Genomic DNA, 18,003 nt, shown 5'->3' on the forward strand with positions numbered 1-18,003 from the left:
ATCGTCTCGGTGCTCACGCCCCGGCTGATCTCGATCGTCCGCCGGGCCCGCGCGCGAAGACAGGCGGCCCCCGCCAGGTCGCCCGCCTGATCCCCTGTGCTGTTCCCGTATCCCCCGCCACTCCCCCGGAAAGGTTCGCCCCCAGTGAGCAGAAGATCACGATTCGCCCGCGCCTGGCTCACGGCCACGGCCGGCGCGCTCGCTCTCAGCCTGACCGCCTGCGGCGGCACCACGAAGGAGTCGGTGGCCAGCCAGGCGCCCGCCGCCTCCGCCTCCGCGTCCGCCCCGGCCTCCGCGAACCCGGGCGCGCCGCTGAAGGAGGGACTCAAGCTGGCCTTCCTGCCCAAGCAGATCAACAACCCGTACGAGACCATCGTCGACGACGCCGGCATCGAGGCGGCCAAGGAGTTCAAGGGCGAGGCCAAGGAGGTCGGCCCGTCCGACGCGTCGGCCTCCTCGCAGGTCTCCTACATCAACACCCTCGCCCAGCAGGGCCAGGACGCCATCCTCATCGCGGCCAACGACCCCAACGCCGTGTGCGGCCCGCTGGAGCAGGCCCGCCAGAAGGGCATCAAGATCGTCGCGTACGACTCCGACACGAGCAAGGAGTGCCGCGACATCTTCATCAACCAGGCCAGTTCCGAGGACGTGGGCCGCAGCCAGGTGCAGCTGCTGTCGGAGCTGATCGGCGGCGAGGGCGAGATCGCGATCCTGTCGGCGACCGCCAACGCCACGAACCAGAACACCTGGATCGAGTTCATGCAGGACGAGCTGAAGAAGCCCGAGTACGCCAAGATGAAGCTGGTCAAGATCGCCTACGGTGACGACGACGACCAGAAGTCCTTCCAGCAGACCCAGGGCCTGCTCGCGGCCTACCCCGACCTGAAGGGCATCATCTCGCCCACCACCGTCGGCGTCTCGGCCGCCGCCCGCTACATCTCCAGCTCCAAGTACAAGGGCAAGGTCACCCTGACCGGTCTCGGCACCCCGAACCAGATGCGCAAGTTCGTCAAGGACGGCACCGTGGCGAAGTTCGCGCTGTGGAACCCGAAGGACCTGGGTTACCTGGCCGCGTACGCCGCCGCCGCCCTCGCCTCCGGGCAGATCACCGGCGCCGAGGGCGAGACGTTCACCGCCGGGAAGCTGGGCGAGCGGACGATCGGGGCCGACGGCGAGATCATCCTCGGCCCGCCGTTCACCTTCGACAAGTCCAACATCGACGAGTACGACTTCTGAGCCGCCGCGGGCCGTCCCTCCTTCCGGCGGGACGGCCCGATCTCAGGGGCCGATCTCAAGGGCCGGGCTCAGGGGCCGGTCAGGCGGCGTTCACCGGCCGTGGTGAGCACGAACACCTGCCAGCTGTAGTACGCGTAGTAGGCACGCGGGTCGCGTTTGATCTGGCGGGAGTGCTTGAGGATCGCGTTCACGTACGCGCGGGACGGGTTGTAGGCGTGCAGGGCCCGCTGGTAGTCGCGGGGGGCGCCGGTGGCCTTGAGGTAGTTGGCCGCCCCCATGACGGCGTCGCGCGGGTTCTGCACGTTTCCGCCGAGCCCGTACGCCTTCCAGGTCGCGGGCATGAACTGCATCGGCCCCTGCGCGCCGACGTAGCTGTCGGACCTGACCCGCCCGAACTTCGTCTCCGCGAACATCACCGCCGCCAGCACCTCCCACTCCACCCCGAAGCGGCGCTCGGCCTTCTTGAAGTAGCCGAGCAGTTCCCCGGCGGGGCGGGCCCGCTGCGTCTTGAACACGGCGGAGGGCTTGATGGGCTTGGCCAGGGCGAGCAGTTCGCGGATCGCGCCGGTGTTGTCCCTGGCCTGGGCGGCCAGGGCGGCGGGCAGACGGGCGAAGGCGCGGGAGGCGAGGTCGGGGTGGCGGGCGGCGTAGCGGTAGAGGCGCTGCTGGTAGAGCGCGAGCAGCTCGACGTCGCGCGGCGGGCCGCCCTTGGCCGTGCGGCCGCTCTTCGTCCAGGCGTCGATGGCGTCGTTCAGCCCGGCGGTGGTCTCCTTCAGGGCGGTGGCCAGGCGCGCGGCGCTCCCGGGGATCTTCGCGCCGGGCTCGGGGAGATCGTCGGCCTGCGTGGTCGCGTCACCCGCGGTGCCTCCTGAGGAGCCGGTGGGGGAAGCGGCGGGCGGCCGTTCCGCCGGGGCGCTCGCGGCCGGGGTCCCGCAGGCCGCGGCGGCGACGAGCACGGCGAGGTTCGCGGCGGCGGTGGCGAGCGCCGGGCCGCGGCGGCGGGGTCGCGGTTGCTTCGGGGGTGCCTCCATGGACAGGCAACCTACCCGGTACGGCGCCGCGTCCCGCACCTTCGCGGGCCGACGTGTCGCGGCCGGGCGCGTGGTACCGGGCGCGAAACGGCACGTCGGCCCTCCGGCACGTGCGCTTTTTGAGAAACTGTCCGGAGTTGCGGTGAACGGTGCTCTTACGCGTTTCTCGTAGGGGTCCGTCCTGGTTCGGGGGGAAAGAGGAGACGCATGACGGGAACGCGCCCGCTCCGGCCGGCGGACCCCGAGCGGGTCGGCGCCTACCGCCTCGTCGGCGTGCTCGGATCGGGCGGGCAGGGCGTCGTCTACCGGGGCGTGTCCGAGTCCGGGCGTGACGTCGCGGTCAAGCTGCTGCACAGCCACCTGGCGCAGGACGCCGCCATGGCGCGCGGGTTCCTGCGCGAGGTGGAGGCGGCACGGCGGGTGGCCGCGTTCTGCACGGCGGCCGTGCTGGACGTCGGGATGCTGGACGAGCGGCCGTACATCGTCAGCGAGTACGTCCCCGGCGAGACCCTGCACGCGCTCGTCCGCACCTCGGGGCCGCGGTCGGGCGGGGCCTTGGACCGGCTGGCGATCTCGACGCTGACGGCGCTGGCCGCGATCCACCAGGCCGGGATCGTGCACCGCGACTTCAAACCGGCCAACGTCCTGATGGGGCCGGACGGGCCGATCGTCATCGACTTCGGCATCGCCAAGGCCCTCGACGCCACGACCCGCACGTCGGGGGTGCTGGGGACGCCGGCGTACATGTCGCCCGAGCAGTTCCGCGGGGAGCGCGTCGGGCCCGCCTCGGACCTGTTCAGCTGGGCGGGCTCGATGGTGTACGCGGCCACGGGGCGGGCGGCGTTCGCCGGGGACACGATGGTCGTCGTCATGAACGCGATCCTGAACGAGACCCCCGACCTGCGGGGAGTGCCGGACCATCTGGCGGGCCTGATCGCGGACTGCCTGGCCAAGGACCCTGCCGCCCGCCCCGCCCCCGCGGACCTCCTCCGCAACCTGATCCGCCAAGCCGGCCTCACCACCCCCGGCAACGGTGACACCCCCTCGGTGGACGGCATCCCATCCACCGGCGGCTCCCCGCTCAACGACGAACCGGGCGCACCCGGCACCCCTCCGCACGCCGTCGCACCGCTCAACGGCGACCCACTCCACACGAACGGGCCCGCGGCCCGCAGCGCGTCGGATACCGCCGAGCAGCAGGGCGGGGCCGGCGTCGGTGGCGGGCTTGACGTGAGTGACGGGCACGGCGTCTTTCGAGATCCGGAGGCCGGTGGCGCGCCCCGAGTCGGTGGCGGGGCCGAGGTCGGAGGCGGGCCTGGAGTCGGTGGTGGGCCGGGTGGCGGTGGCGGGGCCGAGGTCGGGGTGGGGGCGCGGGGTGGGCGGGTGGGGGTTAGCCGGCGGGTGTTGATCGGTGGGGGTGCCGCTGCGGTTGCGCTCGGGGGGTCGGCGTTCGCTGTGTGGCGGGCTGGGAGTGGGCGGCGGGAGCCCGTCGGTGGTGTGCCGTCGGGTGGGGCGACGCCGGTTGCGGGCTCACCCGCTCAGGGCTCGCCCAGTCCGAGTGAGGGCGGCACCGCCTCACCGTCCGGGGATGCCACTCCGGTGGGTGACGCGACTCCCACGGTCGGTGCCAGTCAAGCGGTGTCCCCTGAGCCGTTCGGGACGCCGGTCACCGATCTGACGCCGCTGCCGGGCGGTCGCGTGGGCGGGGCGGCCGCGCTGGCCGCCGCGGAGGGAGTCGTGGTCTGCGGGACCGACAAGGGGCTCGTCTTCGGATGGGACCCGGGCGCGGCGCCCGTGCGGCTCGGAGACGGTGGCGGGTCGGTGGCGGCGGTGGCCGTGGGCAGCTTGAAGGGCAGGACGGTGGCGGCGTCGGGGCACTCCGACGGGAGGATGCGGCTGTGGGGCCTGGCGGGCGAGAGCCTGGCGAGCCACCGGGTGAGCGACCCCGTCATCGGCGTCATGGTGGCGGGCCGGGCGTACGCGGTGTCGCAGAAGTACGACGGCATGAAGGACCTGCACAGCGTCGTGCGGCTGTGGGACGTCTCCACGGGCAAGCGGATCGGCGCGCCCATCACCGTGCACTTCCAGGGGATCCGCGGGATGGCCTTCGGGCGGGTGGGCAAGGACGACGTGCTCGTCACGGGCGACGGCGGCGAGCGGATCAGGGTGTGGCGCCTGTCCACCGCGGGGATGCTGCGTACGTTCACCACCGGCGAGATCGGCGGCATCGAGCACCTGGCCTGCGGCGAGATGAACGGCAGGCCGGTCCTCGTGTCCACCCACCTGGACGCCACCCTGCGCGTGTACGACCTGACCACCGGCAAGCGCAGGAAGCGGTGGTCGTTCAGCCGCCGGAGTCCCGATGACCGGTTCGCCACCGCCCTGGCCGTCGGAGTGGCCGGCAAGGTGCCCGTCGCGGCCGTGGCGCACGCCCCGGCGGGCGGCGAGAGCTTCGTCCGTGTGTGGGACCTGCGCGACGGTGACGTCATCGGCGTGCTGGGCGCGGGCGAGGGCGGCGCGATCCGCCGGCTGGCCGTGACGGAGCAGGACGGCAACCCGGTCGTCGCCGGGGCCGACGAGGACGGCTCGTTACGGTTGTGGAGCCTGGGCCGCCCCTGAGGCACTGTCTGGAGTCCGGGGGGCCGGGGCACTGTCCGGGGCCCGGGCACTGTCCGGGGCCGGGGCACTGTCCGGGGCCGGGGCTGAAGCGCCGTCCGGGGTCTGGGCCGGTTCTGCGGCATCGTCTGGAGTCCGGGACGCGTCTGAGGCGCCGTCGCGGATGGCGTCGACGTGGTTCATCACCGGGGTGGCGGTGACGCCGTGCAGGACGACCGAGACCATGACGGTGAAGCCGGTCACCGCCCACAGCTCCTCGGCCGGCACCCCGAAGTCGGCCTGGCCCAGCGCGTACGCGAGATAGAACAGCGACCCGATCCCCCGGATGCCGAAGAACGAGATCGCCAGCCGCTCCCTCGGCCCCGCCCGTCCGCGCCACTGGACCAGCCAGCCGGTCAGCGGCCGGATCACCAGCAGCAGCAGGAGCCCGACGGCGGCGCCGCGCCAGGTGAGCGCGGCCAGGCCGCCGGTGGCGACGAAGCCGCCGAGCAGGAGCAGCAGCCAGGCGGTGAGCAGCCGTTCGATCTGCTCGACGAAGCCGTGCAGCACGTTGTTGTAGCCGTGCCCGCGCTCGGCGCCCCTGATGGCGCACGCGGTGACGAAGACGGCGACGAAGCCGTACCCGTGGGCGAGCTCCGTCACCCCGTACGCGAGGAGCGTGGCGGCCAGCGCGACGAAGCCGTCACGGCGCTCCGACAGCCGCAGCCCGTCGGAGCTGGCGCGGAAGAACAGCCGCCCGAGCAGGCGGCCGATCAGCAGGCCGAGGACGAGGCCGGCCGCGGTCCGGTACAGGACGTCCAGCAGGGCCCACTCCCCCAGCCGGCCGGCTCCCGCCGCGCCCGCGACCGCGATGGCGGCGTACACGATGGGGAAGGCCATCCCGTCGTTGAGCCCGGCCTCCGAGGTGAGGGCGAAGCGGACCTCGTCGTCGGCGTTCTCGGCGTCCACGGGCTCGCCGACGTGCACGTCCGAGGCGAGCACCGGGTCCGTGGGCGCCAGCACGGCCCCGAGCAGGAGCGCGGCGGCGATCGGCCAGCCGGGCAGGGCCATGGCCGCGACCGCGACGCCGGCCACGGTCAGCGGCATGGCCAGGACGAGCAGCCGCCACGTCGTGGACCAGCGGCGCCGACCCGCAGGGCGGTTGATGGCCAGGCCCGCGCCCATGAGGGAGATGACGACGCACAGCTCGGTGATGTGCTCCAGCGCCGTGCGGTGGGCGATCGGGTCGGGTTCCGGCAGGCCGATGGGCAGCGTGAACAGCAGCAGGCCGGCCACGAGGTACACCAGGGGCAGCGACAGGGGGCGGCGGGCGAGCACCTCGGGCAGGATCGCGGCGAGCAAGGCCGCGGCGCCGCCCAGGGCCAGGAGGAGGTCGAGGGTGGACATCACCGCTCACCCTGCCCACAAGATCATAGATCATCCCTTTTGTCCCTCGATTCTCCCCACGAATGGGCCTCCCCGGCCGCCCGTCGGGTCCCAGCGGTGGAGGAAGGGATCCGCCGATCGAGGTGGTGGGGGACGGTCCACTGACGCCGAGGCCGGACGAACGCGGTGGCGGGAGGCGGTCGGCCGGGGCCGAGGGCGGACGATCGCGGTGGCGGGAGGCGGTCGGCCGGGGCCGAGGGCGGACGATCGCGGTGGCGGGAGGCGGTCGGCCGGGGCCGAGGGCGGACGATCGCGGTGGCGGGAGGCGGTCGGCCGGGGCCGAGGGCGGACGATCGCGGTGGCGGGAGGTGGTCGGCCGGCGATCCGCCGGTCGGCGGTCAGCCGGCGATCTGGCGGTCGATGGCGGACGGGGCGAGGACGTGCTCGGCGACCATGACCGCCGCGCCGACGATCCCGGCCCGGTCGCCCAGTTCGCTGGCCCTGATCGCGAGATGCTGCGTGGCCAGCGGCAGCGACCGGCTGTAGATCGTCTCCCGTACGCCCGCCAGCACCTGCTCCCCCGCCTCGGCCACGTCGCCGCCGAGCACGATGACGGAGGGGTTGAAGAAGTTGACGATGGAGGCCATCACCGCGCCGACCTCGCGCCCGGCCTGCCGGACCAGCCGGGTGGCGGTGAGGTCGCCCGCGCGCATCAGCGCCACCACGTCCCTGCTGCCGGCCGCCTCGATCCCGGCCGCGCGCAGCGCCGCCGCCATGGACGCGCCGCCCGCTACCGCCTCAAGGCAGCCGGCGTTGCCGCACCTGCACGGGGCCAGCGACCCGGTGACGCGGATGTGGCCGACGTCCCCGGCCGCGCCCTGCGCGCCCCGGTGCAGCCGGCCGCCGGAGACGATCCCGGAGCCGATGCCGGTGCCGATCTTGACGTAGATCAGCGGGTCCACGGCGGGTCCGGCGGCCCAGTGCTCGCCCAGGGCCATGATGTTCACGTCGTTGTCGACCAGGACGGGCGCGCCGAGCCTGCCCTGGAGCCATTCGGGTACCGCGAAGCCGTCCCAGCCCGGCATGATCGGCGGGTTGACCGGGCGGCCCGAGCCGTGCTCGACGGGGCCGGGCAGACCGACGCCGACGCCGCACACCTGCGCGGGATCCAGGCCCGTGGTGGCCAGCAGGTCGCTCAGGACGTCGGCGACCTGGCACAGGGTGCGCTCAGGCCCCTGCTCGACGGGCAGTTCGGCGGCCCGCTCGGCCAGCACGTTCATGGACAGGTCGAGGACGGCCAGCCGGGCGTGGGTGGCGCCGAGGTCGGCGGCGAACACGGCGCGGGCGCCGCCGTTGAAGGCGAAGACCCCGGCCGGCCGTCCTCCCGAGGAGATCGAGTCCTCGCCGGCCACGACCCACCGCTGATCGATCAGGCCGTCCAGCCGCTGGGTGACCGTGGATCTGGACAGTCCCGTCAGCCGGGCCAGCTCGCCGCGGGTGCGGGCCCGCCCGTCCCGCAGGATCGCCAGCAGCGCCCCCGCCCCTACGCCCTGGCCGTTGGCGCCGCTTGCCATGCGCCTACCTTACTTCGAACATCAGCCGACTTATGTTGACAAGAGGTAAAAGTCGCGATCTCCGGCGTCGTTTCCGCCGCCCCGGTGGCGGAGGTTGCGCCTGTCGTGTGATGTGTGATGTTGTGCCGCTTCGGTCCCCTTTCCGGCTCCAGGAGGCTTCGCCGTGCCGTTCATCGTGGATCTGACCAGTGGAAACGTGGAGAAGGAAGATCGCACCCGGGAGAAGGGGCACTATGGCGGGACCGTTCTGGGGCTGCGGTTGATGGAGGAGCGGACGGCGCCGGGGCTGGATCCGTACGATCCGGAGACACTCCTGTACGTGGCGGCCGGAATGCTGGGCGGGACCGCGGCCCCCGGGCTGGCCAAGGCCGTGTTCCTGGCCAAGTCGCCGTTGACCGGGGTGGCCGGGGAGGCGCACGCGCTGGGGCCGTTCGCGGCGGGGATGCGGGCGGCGGGGGCGAAGGCGCTGGCCGTGCTGGGGCGGGCGGAGCGGCTGTCGTACCTGCTGGTCGAGGACGGCGAGGTGACGCTGCACGACGCCGGAGAGCTGCGCGGGCTGGGCGTGGCCGCCACGACCGACGCGCTGCGGGCCCGGCACGGCGAGCGCGCCCACGTGGCGGCGATCGGCCCGGCTGGTGAGAACCTGGTCCGGTACGCGAGCGTGGTCACCGACCTCGCCTTCGCCGCCGGGCGCTACGGCCTCGGCGCGGTCTTCGGCGCCAAGAACCTCAAGGCGATCGTGTGCGCCGGCGACGCGCCCGCCGAGGTGGCGGACCCGGCGGCGGTGGCCGCGCTGGCCGCCTCTTACCGGGAGTCCCTGGTCACGAATCCACTGGCGGCGCTCCAGGCGGGGCTGCCGGGGTTCGCGGGGTGGGCGGACGGCCCGCTCGACCCCGGCTACGCCTCGGTCCGCAACTTCTCGGAGACGGGCACGCCGGGGCTGCGCGTCCCGTCGGCGGATGACTACGCCGGCCGGGCGGTCGCCACCTCGGGCGCCTGCACGGGCTGCCCGAACGACTGCCTCAAGGTGTACGCGCCCCCGTCGGCCGCCGAACGGCGCACGGGCGGCCTCGGGCAGGAGGCGTTCCTGTCGCTGGGCTGGAACCTCGGCATCGACGACCTCGACGCCGTGCTCGCCGCCAACGCCCGCTGCAACGACCTCGGCCTCGACGTCGTCTCCCTCGGCGGGACGATCGCGTTCGCCATGGAGTGCGCCGCGCACGGCCTGCTGCCGGACGGCCCCGCCTTCGGCGACGCGGCGGCGGTGGCGGAGCTGATCGAGGACGTGGCCACCCGCTCGGGCGCGCTCGGCGACCTGCTGGCGGAGGGCTCGGCGCGGGCGGCCAGGCGGCTCGGACCGCGCGCCGGGCGGTACGCGATCACGGTGAAGGACGCCGAAGTGCCCTGCTTCGACCCGCGCCCCCAGCCCGGCATCGGCCTCGGCTACGCGCTCGCCCCCGGCGGCCCGCGTTACGACGCCCTGGAGCACGACCTCGATTTCGACCCGGTCGCCGGCCTGCACTACAGCTTCCCCGAGGCCGCCAAAGTGGGCGCCGCCCCCGCGCCCGCGGGCGAGCTGGACGAGGAGCGGGGGCGGCGCAGCGCGCGGCTGCTGCGGTTGTGGAGCGGGCTCGACGCGCTCAACCTCTGCGTCTTCGCCTCCTCGCCGACCAGGCCGCTGACCATCGACCGGCTCACCGCCCTGGTCACGGCGGTGCTGGGGACGGAGTTCACGCCGGCGGATCTGCTGGCGGCCGGGCAGGCGCGGCTGGACGGGATGCGCGCGTACGCCCTGCGCGAGCAGCCGGACGGCCTGGACGAGGAGCTGCCGGCCCGCCTGCACGAGGAGCCGGTCGCCCAGGGCCCCCACCAGGGCGCGGTGCTCGACCGGACGGCGTTCGCCCGCGCCCGCGCGGCCTTCTACGCCGAGCTCGGCTGGACGACGACCGATGACGATATTTCCCGATAAAACGCGATTGACTGGCCCCTTGTTCGTTTCGGAAGCCGCCTGTTGGATTCCGGTCAATCGTTTGAACGACCAAGGGAGATCACGCTGGAACTCGTGCAACCTCCTGCTACCTTGTGACGCTCAAACGATTGATCTCCGGAAGGATCACCTGCATGGCCGTCGTCGACGCCCACCAGCACTTCTGGAACCTGGAGACGGGCTCGTACCCGTGGCTGACCCCGGAGTCCGGGCCGATCTTCCGCACGTTCGAGCCGGAGGAGCTCCTCCCCCAGCTCGCCGCGGCGGGGGTGGACCGCACGGTCCTGGTGCAGTCGATGGACTCCGCCGCCGACACCGGCGCCATGCTCGCCCAGGCCGACGCGTACGACGTCGTCGGCGCGGTGGTGGGCTGGGTGCCGCTGACGCGGCCGGAGGCGGCGGCCGGGGCGCTGGAGCGGTACCGGCGTCATCCGAAGTTCGCCGGGATCAGGCACCTCATCCACGACGAGCCCGACCCCGACTGGCTGCTCCAGGACACGGTGATCGAGGGCCTGCGGCTGCTGGCCGCCGCGGACCTGCCGTTCGACGTGGTGGCGGTGCTGCCCCGGCACCTGGAGCACGTTCCGGTGCTGGCCGAGCGGGTGCCGGGGCTGCGGATGGTGATCGACCATCTGGCCAAGCCGCCGATCAGGGAGAAGGGCTGGGAGCCCTGGGCGTCGCTGCTGGCCCGCGCGGCGGCGTGCCCCGGCGTGTACGCCAAGGTCTCGGGGCTGAACACCGCGGCCGCGCCGGACTGGACGGGCGAGGATCTGCGGCCGTACGTGGAGCACGCGGTGGAGCTGTTCGGGCCGGACCGGCTCATGTTCGGCTCGGACTGGCCGGTGGCGACGCTGGCCGGCGACTACGCGCGGGTGTGGCGGGAGACGCGGGCGGCGCTCTCCGGGCTGGACGAGGCCGGGAAGGCGCAGGTGCTCGGCGGCACCGCGACGCGCTTCTACCGGATCGGGGAAATGGCCGCTTGATCGACGTCTTCGCCCCCATCGCGGCCGCCGCCGACCTGACGATCCCGCCGGCGCACCGCCTGCCGGTCGCCGTGGTCGGAGCGGGGGCCATCGTGGACGTGGCCCACCTGCCCGCCTACCGGCAGGCCGGGCTGGAGGTGACCGGGCTGTTCGACCTCGACGCCGGGCGGGCCGCGGAGGTGGCCGCCCGGCACGGGGTGCCGAGGACGTACGCGTCGCTGGAGGAGTTGCTGGCCGACGAGCGGGCCGCCGTCGTCGACATCGTGGTCAACCAGCAGCTCCGCTTCGACGAGGGCATCGCCGCCACCCGCGCCATGGTGCGCGCCGGCTGGATCGGCGAGCCGACGGCGATGACGTTCACCGTGAACATCTGCACCGACTGGAGCGCGTGGGACTGGCTGGTCGCCACCGACCGGCTGGAGATCGTCTACCACTCCATCCACCACCTGGACGCGATCCGCTCGATCCTCGGCGACCCCGAGGTCGTCCTCTGCACCGGCAGCCGCACGCCGGGCCAGGCCGCCAAGGGCGAGACGCGGACGATCAGCACGCTGGTCTTCCCCGGCGACGTGCGCGCGCTGGTGCACGCCACCCACGAGAACCGCACCGGCGACCCGGAGGCCTCCTTCCGCGTCGACGGCACCGAGGGCGCGATCAAGGGCCGTCCATCGACCGGTAGAGCGCGTCGAGCAGGCGCAGCGTGCCGAGATTGTCGGCGCCGGACGTCGCCGGCTCGCCGCCCTCCGCGACCGCCGCGAGCAGCGACCCTATCGGCCGGCGAGAGCCGGCGGCCGGGATCGGCGGCATGATGCGCACGCGGGTGACGCTCGCCGACGTGGCCGCGATCGCGAGGGTGGACCGGGCCGTCGTCTCGCGCGTCGTCAACAAGGACCCGACGCTCAACATCCGGCCGGAGACGCGGGAGCGGGTGCTGGCGGCGATCGAGGAGCTGGGGTACCGGCCCAACGTGGCCGCGCGCAGCCTGCGCACGTCGCGGGCGCACATGTTCGGGCTGTTCATCCCCGACTTCGCCAACCCCGTCCACGCCGAGATCATCAAGGGCGCGGAGGCGGAGGCGGCGGCCCAGGGGTACGTGATCGTGACGGGCAGCGCGACGGGCGCGGGGCTGGGCGAGTACATGGACCGGATCGGGCAGGGCCGCATCGACGGGCTGCTGCTGGCGGGGGCGGGCGACGACTCCTCACTCATCGCCCAGCTCGACCGGTCCGCGATCCCGTGGCTGATGCTCAACAACCGCAGCGGGAGCGTCAAGCGGTACGTCATCCTCGACGACCGGCGGGCCGCCGCGCTCGCGGTGGAGCACCTCGTGCTCCTCGGCCACCGCCGCATCGCCCACCTGGCCGGACCGTCGCGGTCCGACACGGCGGCGCGCAGGTCGGCCGGCTACTCGGCGGCCATGGGCGACGCGGGCCTGCCGGAGGGCCCGATCGTGGCGGCCGACTACACCCCGGCGGGCGGCGCGGCGGCGATGGCCCGGCTGCTGGCCGATCCGGAGCCGCCGACGGCGGTGTTCGTCGCGAACGTGGCCTCGGCGATCGGGGCGATGCAGGCCGTACGCACGGCCGGGCTGGAGATCCCCCGGGACGTCTCCATCGTGGCCGTGCACGATTTCGAGCTGGCCGGCTATCTCCATCCGGCGCTCACCACGGTACGGATGCCGCTGGCGGAGCTGGGCCGGCGCGGCGTGACCCTGCTGGGCAGCATGAAACCGGATGACACGATCGCCGAGGTGCTGGCGGGCCCGATCGAGCTGATCCAGCGCGGCTCCACCGCGCCGCCGCACCGATGAGTTCCGCCGCTCTCCGCCGTCCACACCTTGAACGGAGAGGTGGATCATGAGCAGACTGCTGTACTCGGTGACCATGTCGGCCGACGGCTTCATCGCCGGGCCCGGTGGCGACATGTCCTGGCTGACCCCGCACCTGGGGCCGAACCCGCTGGTGGACGAGCTGATCGGCGAGATCGGCGCGCTGCTGGTGGGGCGGCGCACGTTCGGCGGTGACGACCCGCACCGGGGCACCGAGAAGGAGGGCAAGGCGTTCGGCGGCGGCTGGGAGGGTCCCCAGTTCGTGCTGACCCACCGCGCCCCCGGCTCGCCGGTCCCGGGCGTCACCTTCGTCGGCGACCTGGCGCGGGCCGTCGCGGCGGCCAAGGAGGCGGCCGGCGGCAAGTACGTCAACGTGCTCGGCGCCGACGTCGCCCGGCAGTGCCTGGAGGCGGGCGTGCTGGACGAGGTCCTCACGATCGTGGCTCCGGTGCTGCTGGGCGACGGCGTGCGCCTGTTCGACCGTCCCGGCGGGACGGACGTCAGGCTGGAACGGCTCCGCGTCGACCACGTGCCGCACGCCACGAACCTCTGGTATCGGGTCGTGAGGTGACCTCCTTCCGCTGGTGACCGGCCTGCTGGTGATCGGCATCGTGGGACCGGCACGGTGGGAACCGGCCGGACGGCGGTCCGGCCGGGTGGGATGGCGCGGCGCAGCTTCCTGCGGGTGCCGATGTTAGCGCTAACATCGGATGCGGAAACGGCCTGAACGTATGAGGGCTGACAAGGCCTGTCAAGACCGTCGTGGCAAGGGCTTGGTGTCGCCGCAGTTCAGCGCGGCCACGGCCGATTCGCCGGCCGATGTAAGTTTCACCACTTCGCACGCCGGGATTGACGGCCGGGAAAGCGCATGCCTACATTTCCCACGACGCGACGGCGCAGCGTCCGGCAGGTGCGGCGGCCCCCCCGATCCGAGGAGGACCCTTGCGTCGCCTATCCCGTCTCGTCGCCGCCCCCGTGACCGTGCTCGCGCTCGCCGCCTCGCTCGCGGGCGCCGGGCTCGCCTATCCCAACCCCGGCCGGGTCACCGGCGACGTCCTGGTGCACGACCCCACGATGATCCGCACCTCGTCCAACTACGTGCTCTACTCCACGCACGGCTACCTGGAGGCGCGCACCTCCACCGACCGCGTCGCCTTCACCCGGGCCGGCTCGGCCTTCCGCACGCCGCCGTCGTGGTGGCGGACGTACTCCTCGGGCAACGACCCGTGGGCGCCCGACATCTCCCAGCAGGGCGGGAGGTACCTCATGTACTACGCGGTCTCCAGCTTCGGCTCCAACCACTCCGCCATCGGCCTGGCCACCAGCTCGACCGGCCAGCCCGGCTCCTGGAGCGACCAGGGCGTCGTCTACGCGAGCACCACGAGCTCCGACCACAACGCCATCGACCCCAACCTCCTGGTCGACTCCTCGGGACGGTGGTGGCTGAGCTTCGGCTCGTACTGGACGGGGATCCGGATGATCCGGCTCGAACCCTCGACCGGCAAGCGCCACTCCTCCGACCGGACGCTCTACCATCTGGCCACCCGGCCCGACTCCCCGTACGCCGTCGAGGCGCCCGACATCGTCCGGCACGGCGGCTACTACTACCTGTTCGCCTCCTACGACCGGTGCTGCGCGGGCACCTCCAGCACGTACAAGATCAAGGTCGGCCGCTCGTCCAGCCCCACCGGCCCGTACGCCGACCGCTCCGGCACGCCGATGTTGTCCGGCGGCGGCACGACGGTGCTGGAGACGCACGGCCGCTACATCGGGCCCGGCGGCCAGAGCGTCATGTCCGACGTGGACGGCGACCTGCTCGTCTACCACTACTACGACGGCCAGGACAACGGCACGGCCAAGCTCGGCGTGAACCTGATCGGCTGGGACTCGGCCGGCTGGCCGTACGTCTACTGACCCACCGGGAAGGGACCGGCCCGGGCACCCTCCACCCGGGCCGGTCACCGGCGCGCGGGCGGGTCACCGGGAGCGGCACCCGGCGTGCGGGCGGGTCACCGGGGGGCCGACACCCGGCGTGCGCGGCCGGATGCGGTCAGGTAGCGGCGGCGCCATTGTCGGGCCCCCCGATTTCCCATACATTGCGTCTGCAATCACGCCGTCTCCCTCCGTAGCGGGAGGTACATGGTGAGACCTCCGCCGCTGCTCGCGCGGTTCCCCGCGCTGCGTGCCCCGGCCGCCTCCGCGCCGGTGATCCCGGCCGGCCGGAGGGCCGGCTATCCCGCGCTGACCGCCGACTTCGAGGTCCTCGACCGCGAGCTGACCCCGGTCTTCGAGCGGTACGACGCCGAGGCGCTGCGCGACCAGAACCGCTACCGCCGCCAGCAGGTCCTGATCCTGCTCGGCTCGGCCATGATCACGGGCCTGGGCGGGCTGCAGGCCGTGCTGCCCGACCAGCACTGGCCCGCCGTGCTGGTCACGGTGATCGGGGTCGCGCTGGCCACCAGCACCAGGTACGCCAGGGAGAGCGAGACCCTCGACCGCTACCTCGCGGCCAGGGCCAGGGCGGAGCGGCTGCGGGCGCTGTACTTCGGCTATCTGGCCAGGACGGGCGCGTTCGCGGGTGAGGACAGGGAGCTCGCGCTCGGCCGCGCCGTGCTCGCGATCGAGGCGGGCGAGGAGCCGGAACGGGAGCCGGGATGAGCGACCAGCGCACCGGCGAACCCGTTGAGCCCGATGAGCGTGATGAGCCCGATGAGCCCGTTGAGCCCGATGAGCCCGGACGCCGTGGGGCCGGCGACAGGGACGCGCAGTTCCGCGCGTTCTACCGCGAATTGCGCGTCGACGACCAGCGGGCGTTCTACGAGGCGCGCGAGCGCGAGTACGACCGCGCCCACCACCAGTCGATCCTGGTCCGCAACACGCTGCTGCTGCTGTCGGCGCTGCTCGGCGTGGCGGGCCAGTTCAGCACGGGCACGGGACGGGCGGCCTGCGGCGTCGCCGCCGCCGTCCTGGCCGCGCTGGCGGGCGCGGTGACGGCGTTCGAGGCCCTGATCGGCTTCGCCCAGCTGCGCAAACTGTACGGCGACACGGCGGGCAACCTCCGCGCGGCGGCACTCGACTGGCAGGCCGCCGGACCAGGGGCGGGCGTGGAGGAGCGGGTCGAACGGATCGAGCGGATCTTCCGCACGGAGAACGGCCGATGGGGCCAGCTGATGCTCCAGAGGCAGGAGGGCACCCCGCCGGATGCCGGGCCGGCCGCGCCGGAGCGGCCCTGACCCCTCCGGTCCCGGCATCCGTACGCAATGACGCGTCAAGCGCAGGGAGGGCAGGCGATGAGCAACTCCGTGGCATTCATGGTGATGCCGTTCGGCAGGAAACCCACCGGGCGGGTGGACGACGGCGTTCCCGCGGTGGTGGACTTCGACTTGTTGTGGGAGCGGGTGCACGAGCCGCTGCTCACGGAGCTCGGCTACCGGGCGATCAGGGCCGACAGCGATCTCGGGGCGCTGGTCATCGTGCAGATGATCCAGCGGCTGGCCCTGGCGGACGTCGTGATGGCGGACGTCTCGCTGCCGAACTCGAACGTGTACTACGAAGTGGGGGTGCGCCACGCGGCGCAGCGGATCGGCTGCGTCCTGGTGGCGGCTGCCTGGGCCGAGCCGGTGTTCGACCTGAACCAGATCCGGCGGCTGGCGTACCCGCTGGCGGACGGCGACTGCGGCGAGCAGGCCGCGGCGGCGGCGAGGGAGCACATGCGCAAGCGGCTGCGCGAGCAGCTGTCGGGGACTTCGCCGGTGTTCGAGGCGCTGCCCGGCTATCCGCAGGTCTCCGACGGCGCCCAGCTGACGCCGTTCACCACGGCGGTCAACATGCTCTCGGACTTCCAGGCCGACGTCCGGGCCATCCAGCTCACCTCGGACCGGCGGCAGCGCCAGGAGAAGACGCGCGCGCTGGTCTCCCGTTTCGGCGCCCAGCCGGTCATCCGCGAGTCCGTGGTGCTGAAGCTGCTCCGGCTGATCGAGGACCACCTCGAATGGGAGGACGTGCTCGCCTACATCGACACGCTGCCCGACGCGCTGCAGCGGCATCCGCCGGTGATCGAGCGCAGGCAGCTCGCGCTGGCCAGGACCGGCAAGGCGGCGGAGTCGGCCGCCGCGCTGGAGCGGCTCATCGAGCGGGTGGGCCCGTCGTCCGAGCGCATGGGGCTGCTCGGCGGCAGGTACAAGGACCTCATGCACGAGTCGGCGGGCGAGACGTCGCGCGACTACCTGGACCAGGCCATCGCGGCCTACGAACGGGGCATGACCCTCGACCTGAACGACTACTACCCGGCCTCCAACCTGCCCCGGCTCTACCGGCTGCGCGGCGGCAGGGGCGACGAGGAGCGGGCGGCCGAGGTCGCGACGATCGTCCTAGCCGCGTGTCAGGCCGGGGTCGAGCACCGGCCCTGGGACGATTGGGCCCTGCCCACCAGGCTGGGGGCGGCGTTCGACAAGGGGGACGTGGAACTGGCGCGCGATCTGGCGGCACAGATCCGCAGACGGGGCATAACCGACAAGCAACTGAAGACGACCATCCGAGATCTGGAGCTCAGCTTGTCGTTGCAGAAACGGCGCAGGGTCAGGGCGGGCCTGCGCGGCGTGCTGAAGTCGTTCCGCGCTCTGGGACGGGAGTGAGGCGAGTCCTGGTCGTGGGCGGCCATCTGGTGGACCGCCCCGGCCGCGTCCCGCCGCGCTTCCCGCAGCACCGCGTCGAGGCCGTGACGGCCGCGATGGGCGAGGTCCTCGACGCGTGGGAGGTCGGGCCGGGAACGACCGTGATCTGCGGCGGCGCGCGCGGCGCCGACCTCATCGGCGCCGGGCTGGCCCTGGAGCGGGGCGCGGCGGTGCGGCTGTGCCTGGCGCTGCCGCCGGCCGAGTTCGCCCGCCGGTCGGTCGACCTGCCCGGGACCGGCTGGCACGCGCGGTTCGAGGAGGTGCGGGCGCGGGCGGAGGTGGAGGTCCTGCCGACTGGGGCGGCGGTGGGCGACGAGGTGTTCGTCCTGGTCAACGCGTGGATGGCCGAGGAGGCGTACGCGCTGGACGAGCGGCCGCGGGCGGTCGTCGTCTGGGACGGGAAGACCGGCGACGGGCCCGGCGGCACCGCGGACCTCGTCGCGCTGCTGGGCCGCGACGACGCCGGAGCCCGCATCCGGATCATCCACCCCGATCCCACAGCGCCCTGACGCCCTGAGGCCCCCACGCCCCCACGCCCCCACGCCCCCACGCCCCCACGCCATCATCCGCCCGGCCTCCGGCGTCCCGACGCCTGGCGTCCGCTCGGGGATCCCCTTTTCCGGTCGGCCGTATTTCCGCCATTGACATCCCCACAAAGCGGACTTTAGCGTGATGCGAAACGTTTCGACCCCCGATATCGGCCGCCTCCC

15 protein-coding genes are annotated in these 18,003 nt (G+C 73.3%); 12 read left to right on the forward strand and 3 right to left on the reverse strand.

Annotated elements, in window-relative coordinates:
- Nucleotides 1-144: 144 nt before the first annotated feature.
- A complete protein-coding gene (gene rhaS, locus B0I32_RS48490) occupies nt 145-1,236 on the forward strand; it encodes a rhamnose ABC transporter substrate-binding protein (RefSeq protein ID WP_106251367.1) in 1,092 nt (363 codons plus the stop codon).
- 68 nt (nt 1,237-1,304) lie between these two features.
- Here rhaS and B0I32_RS48495 read toward each other — a convergent pair whose 3' ends face one another.
- Nucleotides 1,305-2,267, reverse strand: coding sequence for a lytic transglycosylase domain-containing protein (locus B0I32_RS48495; RefSeq protein ID WP_106251369.1), 963 nt, complete (start codon nt 2,265-2,267; stop codon nt 1,305-1,307).
- A gap of 207 nt (nt 2,268-2,474) precedes the next feature.
- Here B0I32_RS48495 and B0I32_RS48500 point away from each other — a divergent pair, with 207 nt between their 5' ends.
- On the forward strand, nt 2,475-4,886 hold the full coding sequence (locus tag B0I32_RS48500; RefSeq protein WP_106251371.1) for a WD40 repeat domain-containing serine/threonine protein kinase: 2,412 nt from the start codon (nt 2,475-2,477) through the stop codon (nt 4,884-4,886).
- On the opposite strand, the gene B0I32_RS48505 is transcribed toward B0I32_RS48500, so the two are convergent.
- Nucleotides 4,857-6,269, reverse strand: a complete 1,413-nt coding sequence (locus B0I32_RS48505; RefSeq protein WP_106251372.1) for a cation:proton antiporter — start codon at nt 6,267-6,269, stop codon at nt 4,857-4,859. The two genes, B0I32_RS48500 and B0I32_RS48505, sit on opposite strands and share 30 nt — an antisense overlap.
- A 377-nt stretch (nt 6,270-6,646) precedes the next feature.
- Nucleotides 6,647-7,822 carry an ROK family transcriptional regulator gene (locus tag B0I32_RS48510; protein ID WP_106251374.1) on the reverse strand — a complete coding sequence of 392 codons (1,176 nt, stop codon included), beginning with the start codon at nt 7,820-7,822 and terminating at the stop codon, nt 6,647-6,649.
- Nucleotides 7,823-7,985: 163 nt separating this feature from the next.
- On the opposite strand from B0I32_RS48510, the gene B0I32_RS48515 reads away from it, so the two are divergent.
- From B0I32_RS48515 to B0I32_RS48560, 10 genes are all read left to right on the forward strand, one after another.
- Nucleotides 7,986-9,791 carry an aldehyde ferredoxin oxidoreductase C-terminal domain-containing protein gene (locus B0I32_RS48515; RefSeq protein WP_106251375.1) on the forward strand — a complete coding sequence of 602 codons (1,806 nt, stop codon included), beginning with the start codon at nt 7,986-7,988 and terminating at the stop codon, nt 9,789-9,791.
- A gap of 152 nt (nt 9,792-9,943) precedes the next feature.
- Nucleotides 9,944-10,792: an amidohydrolase family protein gene (locus B0I32_RS48520; protein ID WP_106251376.1), complete on the forward strand. Its 849-nt coding sequence runs from the start codon at nt 9,944-9,946 to the stop codon at nt 10,790-10,792.
- Nucleotides 10,789-11,601: a Gfo/Idh/MocA family protein gene (locus B0I32_RS48525; protein ID WP_181308616.1), complete on the forward strand. Its 813-nt coding sequence runs from the start codon at nt 10,789-10,791 to the stop codon at nt 11,599-11,601. Before B0I32_RS48520 ends, B0I32_RS48525 begins: the two co-directional genes overlap by 4 nt.
- Entirely contained in the window at nt 11,598-12,602 is a 1,005-nt protein-coding gene (locus B0I32_RS48530) for a LacI family DNA-binding transcriptional regulator (protein WP_146178582.1), read from the forward strand. The genes B0I32_RS48525 and B0I32_RS48530 overlap by 4 nt, the downstream gene beginning before the upstream one ends.
- A gap of 46 nt (nt 12,603-12,648) precedes the next feature.
- Nucleotides 12,649-13,191 (forward strand): dihydrofolate reductase family protein, encoded by a 543-nt coding sequence (locus tag B0I32_RS48535; protein ID WP_106251381.1) that lies wholly within the window; start codon nt 12,649-12,651, stop codon nt 13,189-13,191.
- Between the two features lie 371 nt (nt 13,192-13,562).
- Entirely contained in the window at nt 13,563-14,534 is a 972-nt protein-coding gene (locus B0I32_RS48540) for an arabinan endo-1,5-alpha-L-arabinosidase (RefSeq protein WP_106251383.1), read from the forward strand.
- A gap of 225 nt (nt 14,535-14,759) precedes the next feature.
- Complete coding sequence (locus B0I32_RS48545) at nt 14,760-15,278, forward strand: DUF4231 domain-containing protein (RefSeq protein ID WP_106251384.1); 519 nt, start codon at nt 14,760-14,762, stop codon at nt 15,276-15,278.
- Nucleotides 15,275-15,853 carry an SLATT domain-containing protein gene (locus tag B0I32_RS48550; protein WP_106251386.1) on the forward strand — a complete coding sequence of 193 codons (579 nt, stop codon included), beginning with the start codon at nt 15,275-15,277 and terminating at the stop codon, nt 15,851-15,853. Before B0I32_RS48545 ends, B0I32_RS48550 begins: the two co-directional genes overlap by 4 nt.
- 57 nt (nt 15,854-15,910) lie before the next feature.
- On the forward strand, nt 15,911-17,254 hold the full coding sequence (locus tag B0I32_RS48555) for a TRAFs-binding domain-containing protein (protein ID WP_181308618.1): 1,344 nt from the start codon (nt 15,911-15,913) through the stop codon (nt 17,252-17,254).
- Nucleotides 17,251-17,802 (forward strand): hypothetical protein, encoded by a 552-nt coding sequence (locus tag B0I32_RS48560; RefSeq protein ID WP_146178583.1) that lies wholly within the window; start codon nt 17,251-17,253, stop codon nt 17,800-17,802. Before B0I32_RS48555 ends, B0I32_RS48560 begins: the two co-directional genes overlap by 4 nt.
- The last annotated feature ends 201 nt before the right edge of the window (nt 17,803-18,003 follow it).

Origin of the sequence: Nonomuraea fuscirosea, assembly GCF_003001935.1 — a bacterium.
GTDB lineage: Bacteria > Actinomycetota > Actinomycetes > Streptosporangiales > Streptosporangiaceae > Nonomuraea > Nonomuraea fuscirosea.

Coding starts and splice junctions, on each gene's coding strand:
- B0I32_RS48495 (WP_106251369.1), bottom strand. CDS start 2,267: ATGGAGGCACCCCCGAAGCAACCGCGACCCCGCCGCCGCGGCCCGGCG.
- B0I32_RS48500 (WP_106251371.1), top strand. CDS start 2,475: ATGACGGGAACGCGCCCGCTCCGGCCGGCGGACCCCGAGCGGGTCGGC.
- B0I32_RS48505 (WP_106251372.1), bottom strand. CDS start 6,269: ATGTCCACCCTCGACCTCCTCCTGGCCCTGGGCGGCGCCGCGGCCTTG.
- B0I32_RS48510 (WP_106251374.1), bottom strand. CDS start 7,822: ATGGCAAGCGGCGCCAACGGCCAGGGCGTAGGGGCGGGGGCGCTGCTG.
- B0I32_RS48520 (WP_106251376.1), top strand. CDS start 9,944: ATGGCCGTCGTCGACGCCCACCAGCACTTCTGGAACCTGGAGACGGGC.
- B0I32_RS48530 (WP_146178582.1), top strand. CDS start 11,598: ATGATGCGCACGCGGGTGACGCTCGCCGACGTGGCCGCGATCGCGAGG.
- B0I32_RS48535 (WP_106251381.1), top strand. CDS start 12,649: ATGAGCAGACTGCTGTACTCGGTGACCATGTCGGCCGACGGCTTCATC.
- B0I32_RS48545 (WP_106251384.1), top strand. CDS start 14,760: ATGGTGAGACCTCCGCCGCTGCTCGCGCGGTTCCCCGCGCTGCGTGCC.
- B0I32_RS48550 (WP_106251386.1), top strand. CDS start 15,275: ATGAGCGACCAGCGCACCGGCGAACCCGTTGAGCCCGATGAGCGTGAT.
- B0I32_RS48555 (WP_181308618.1), top strand. CDS start 15,911: ATGAGCAACTCCGTGGCATTCATGGTGATGCCGTTCGGCAGGAAACCC.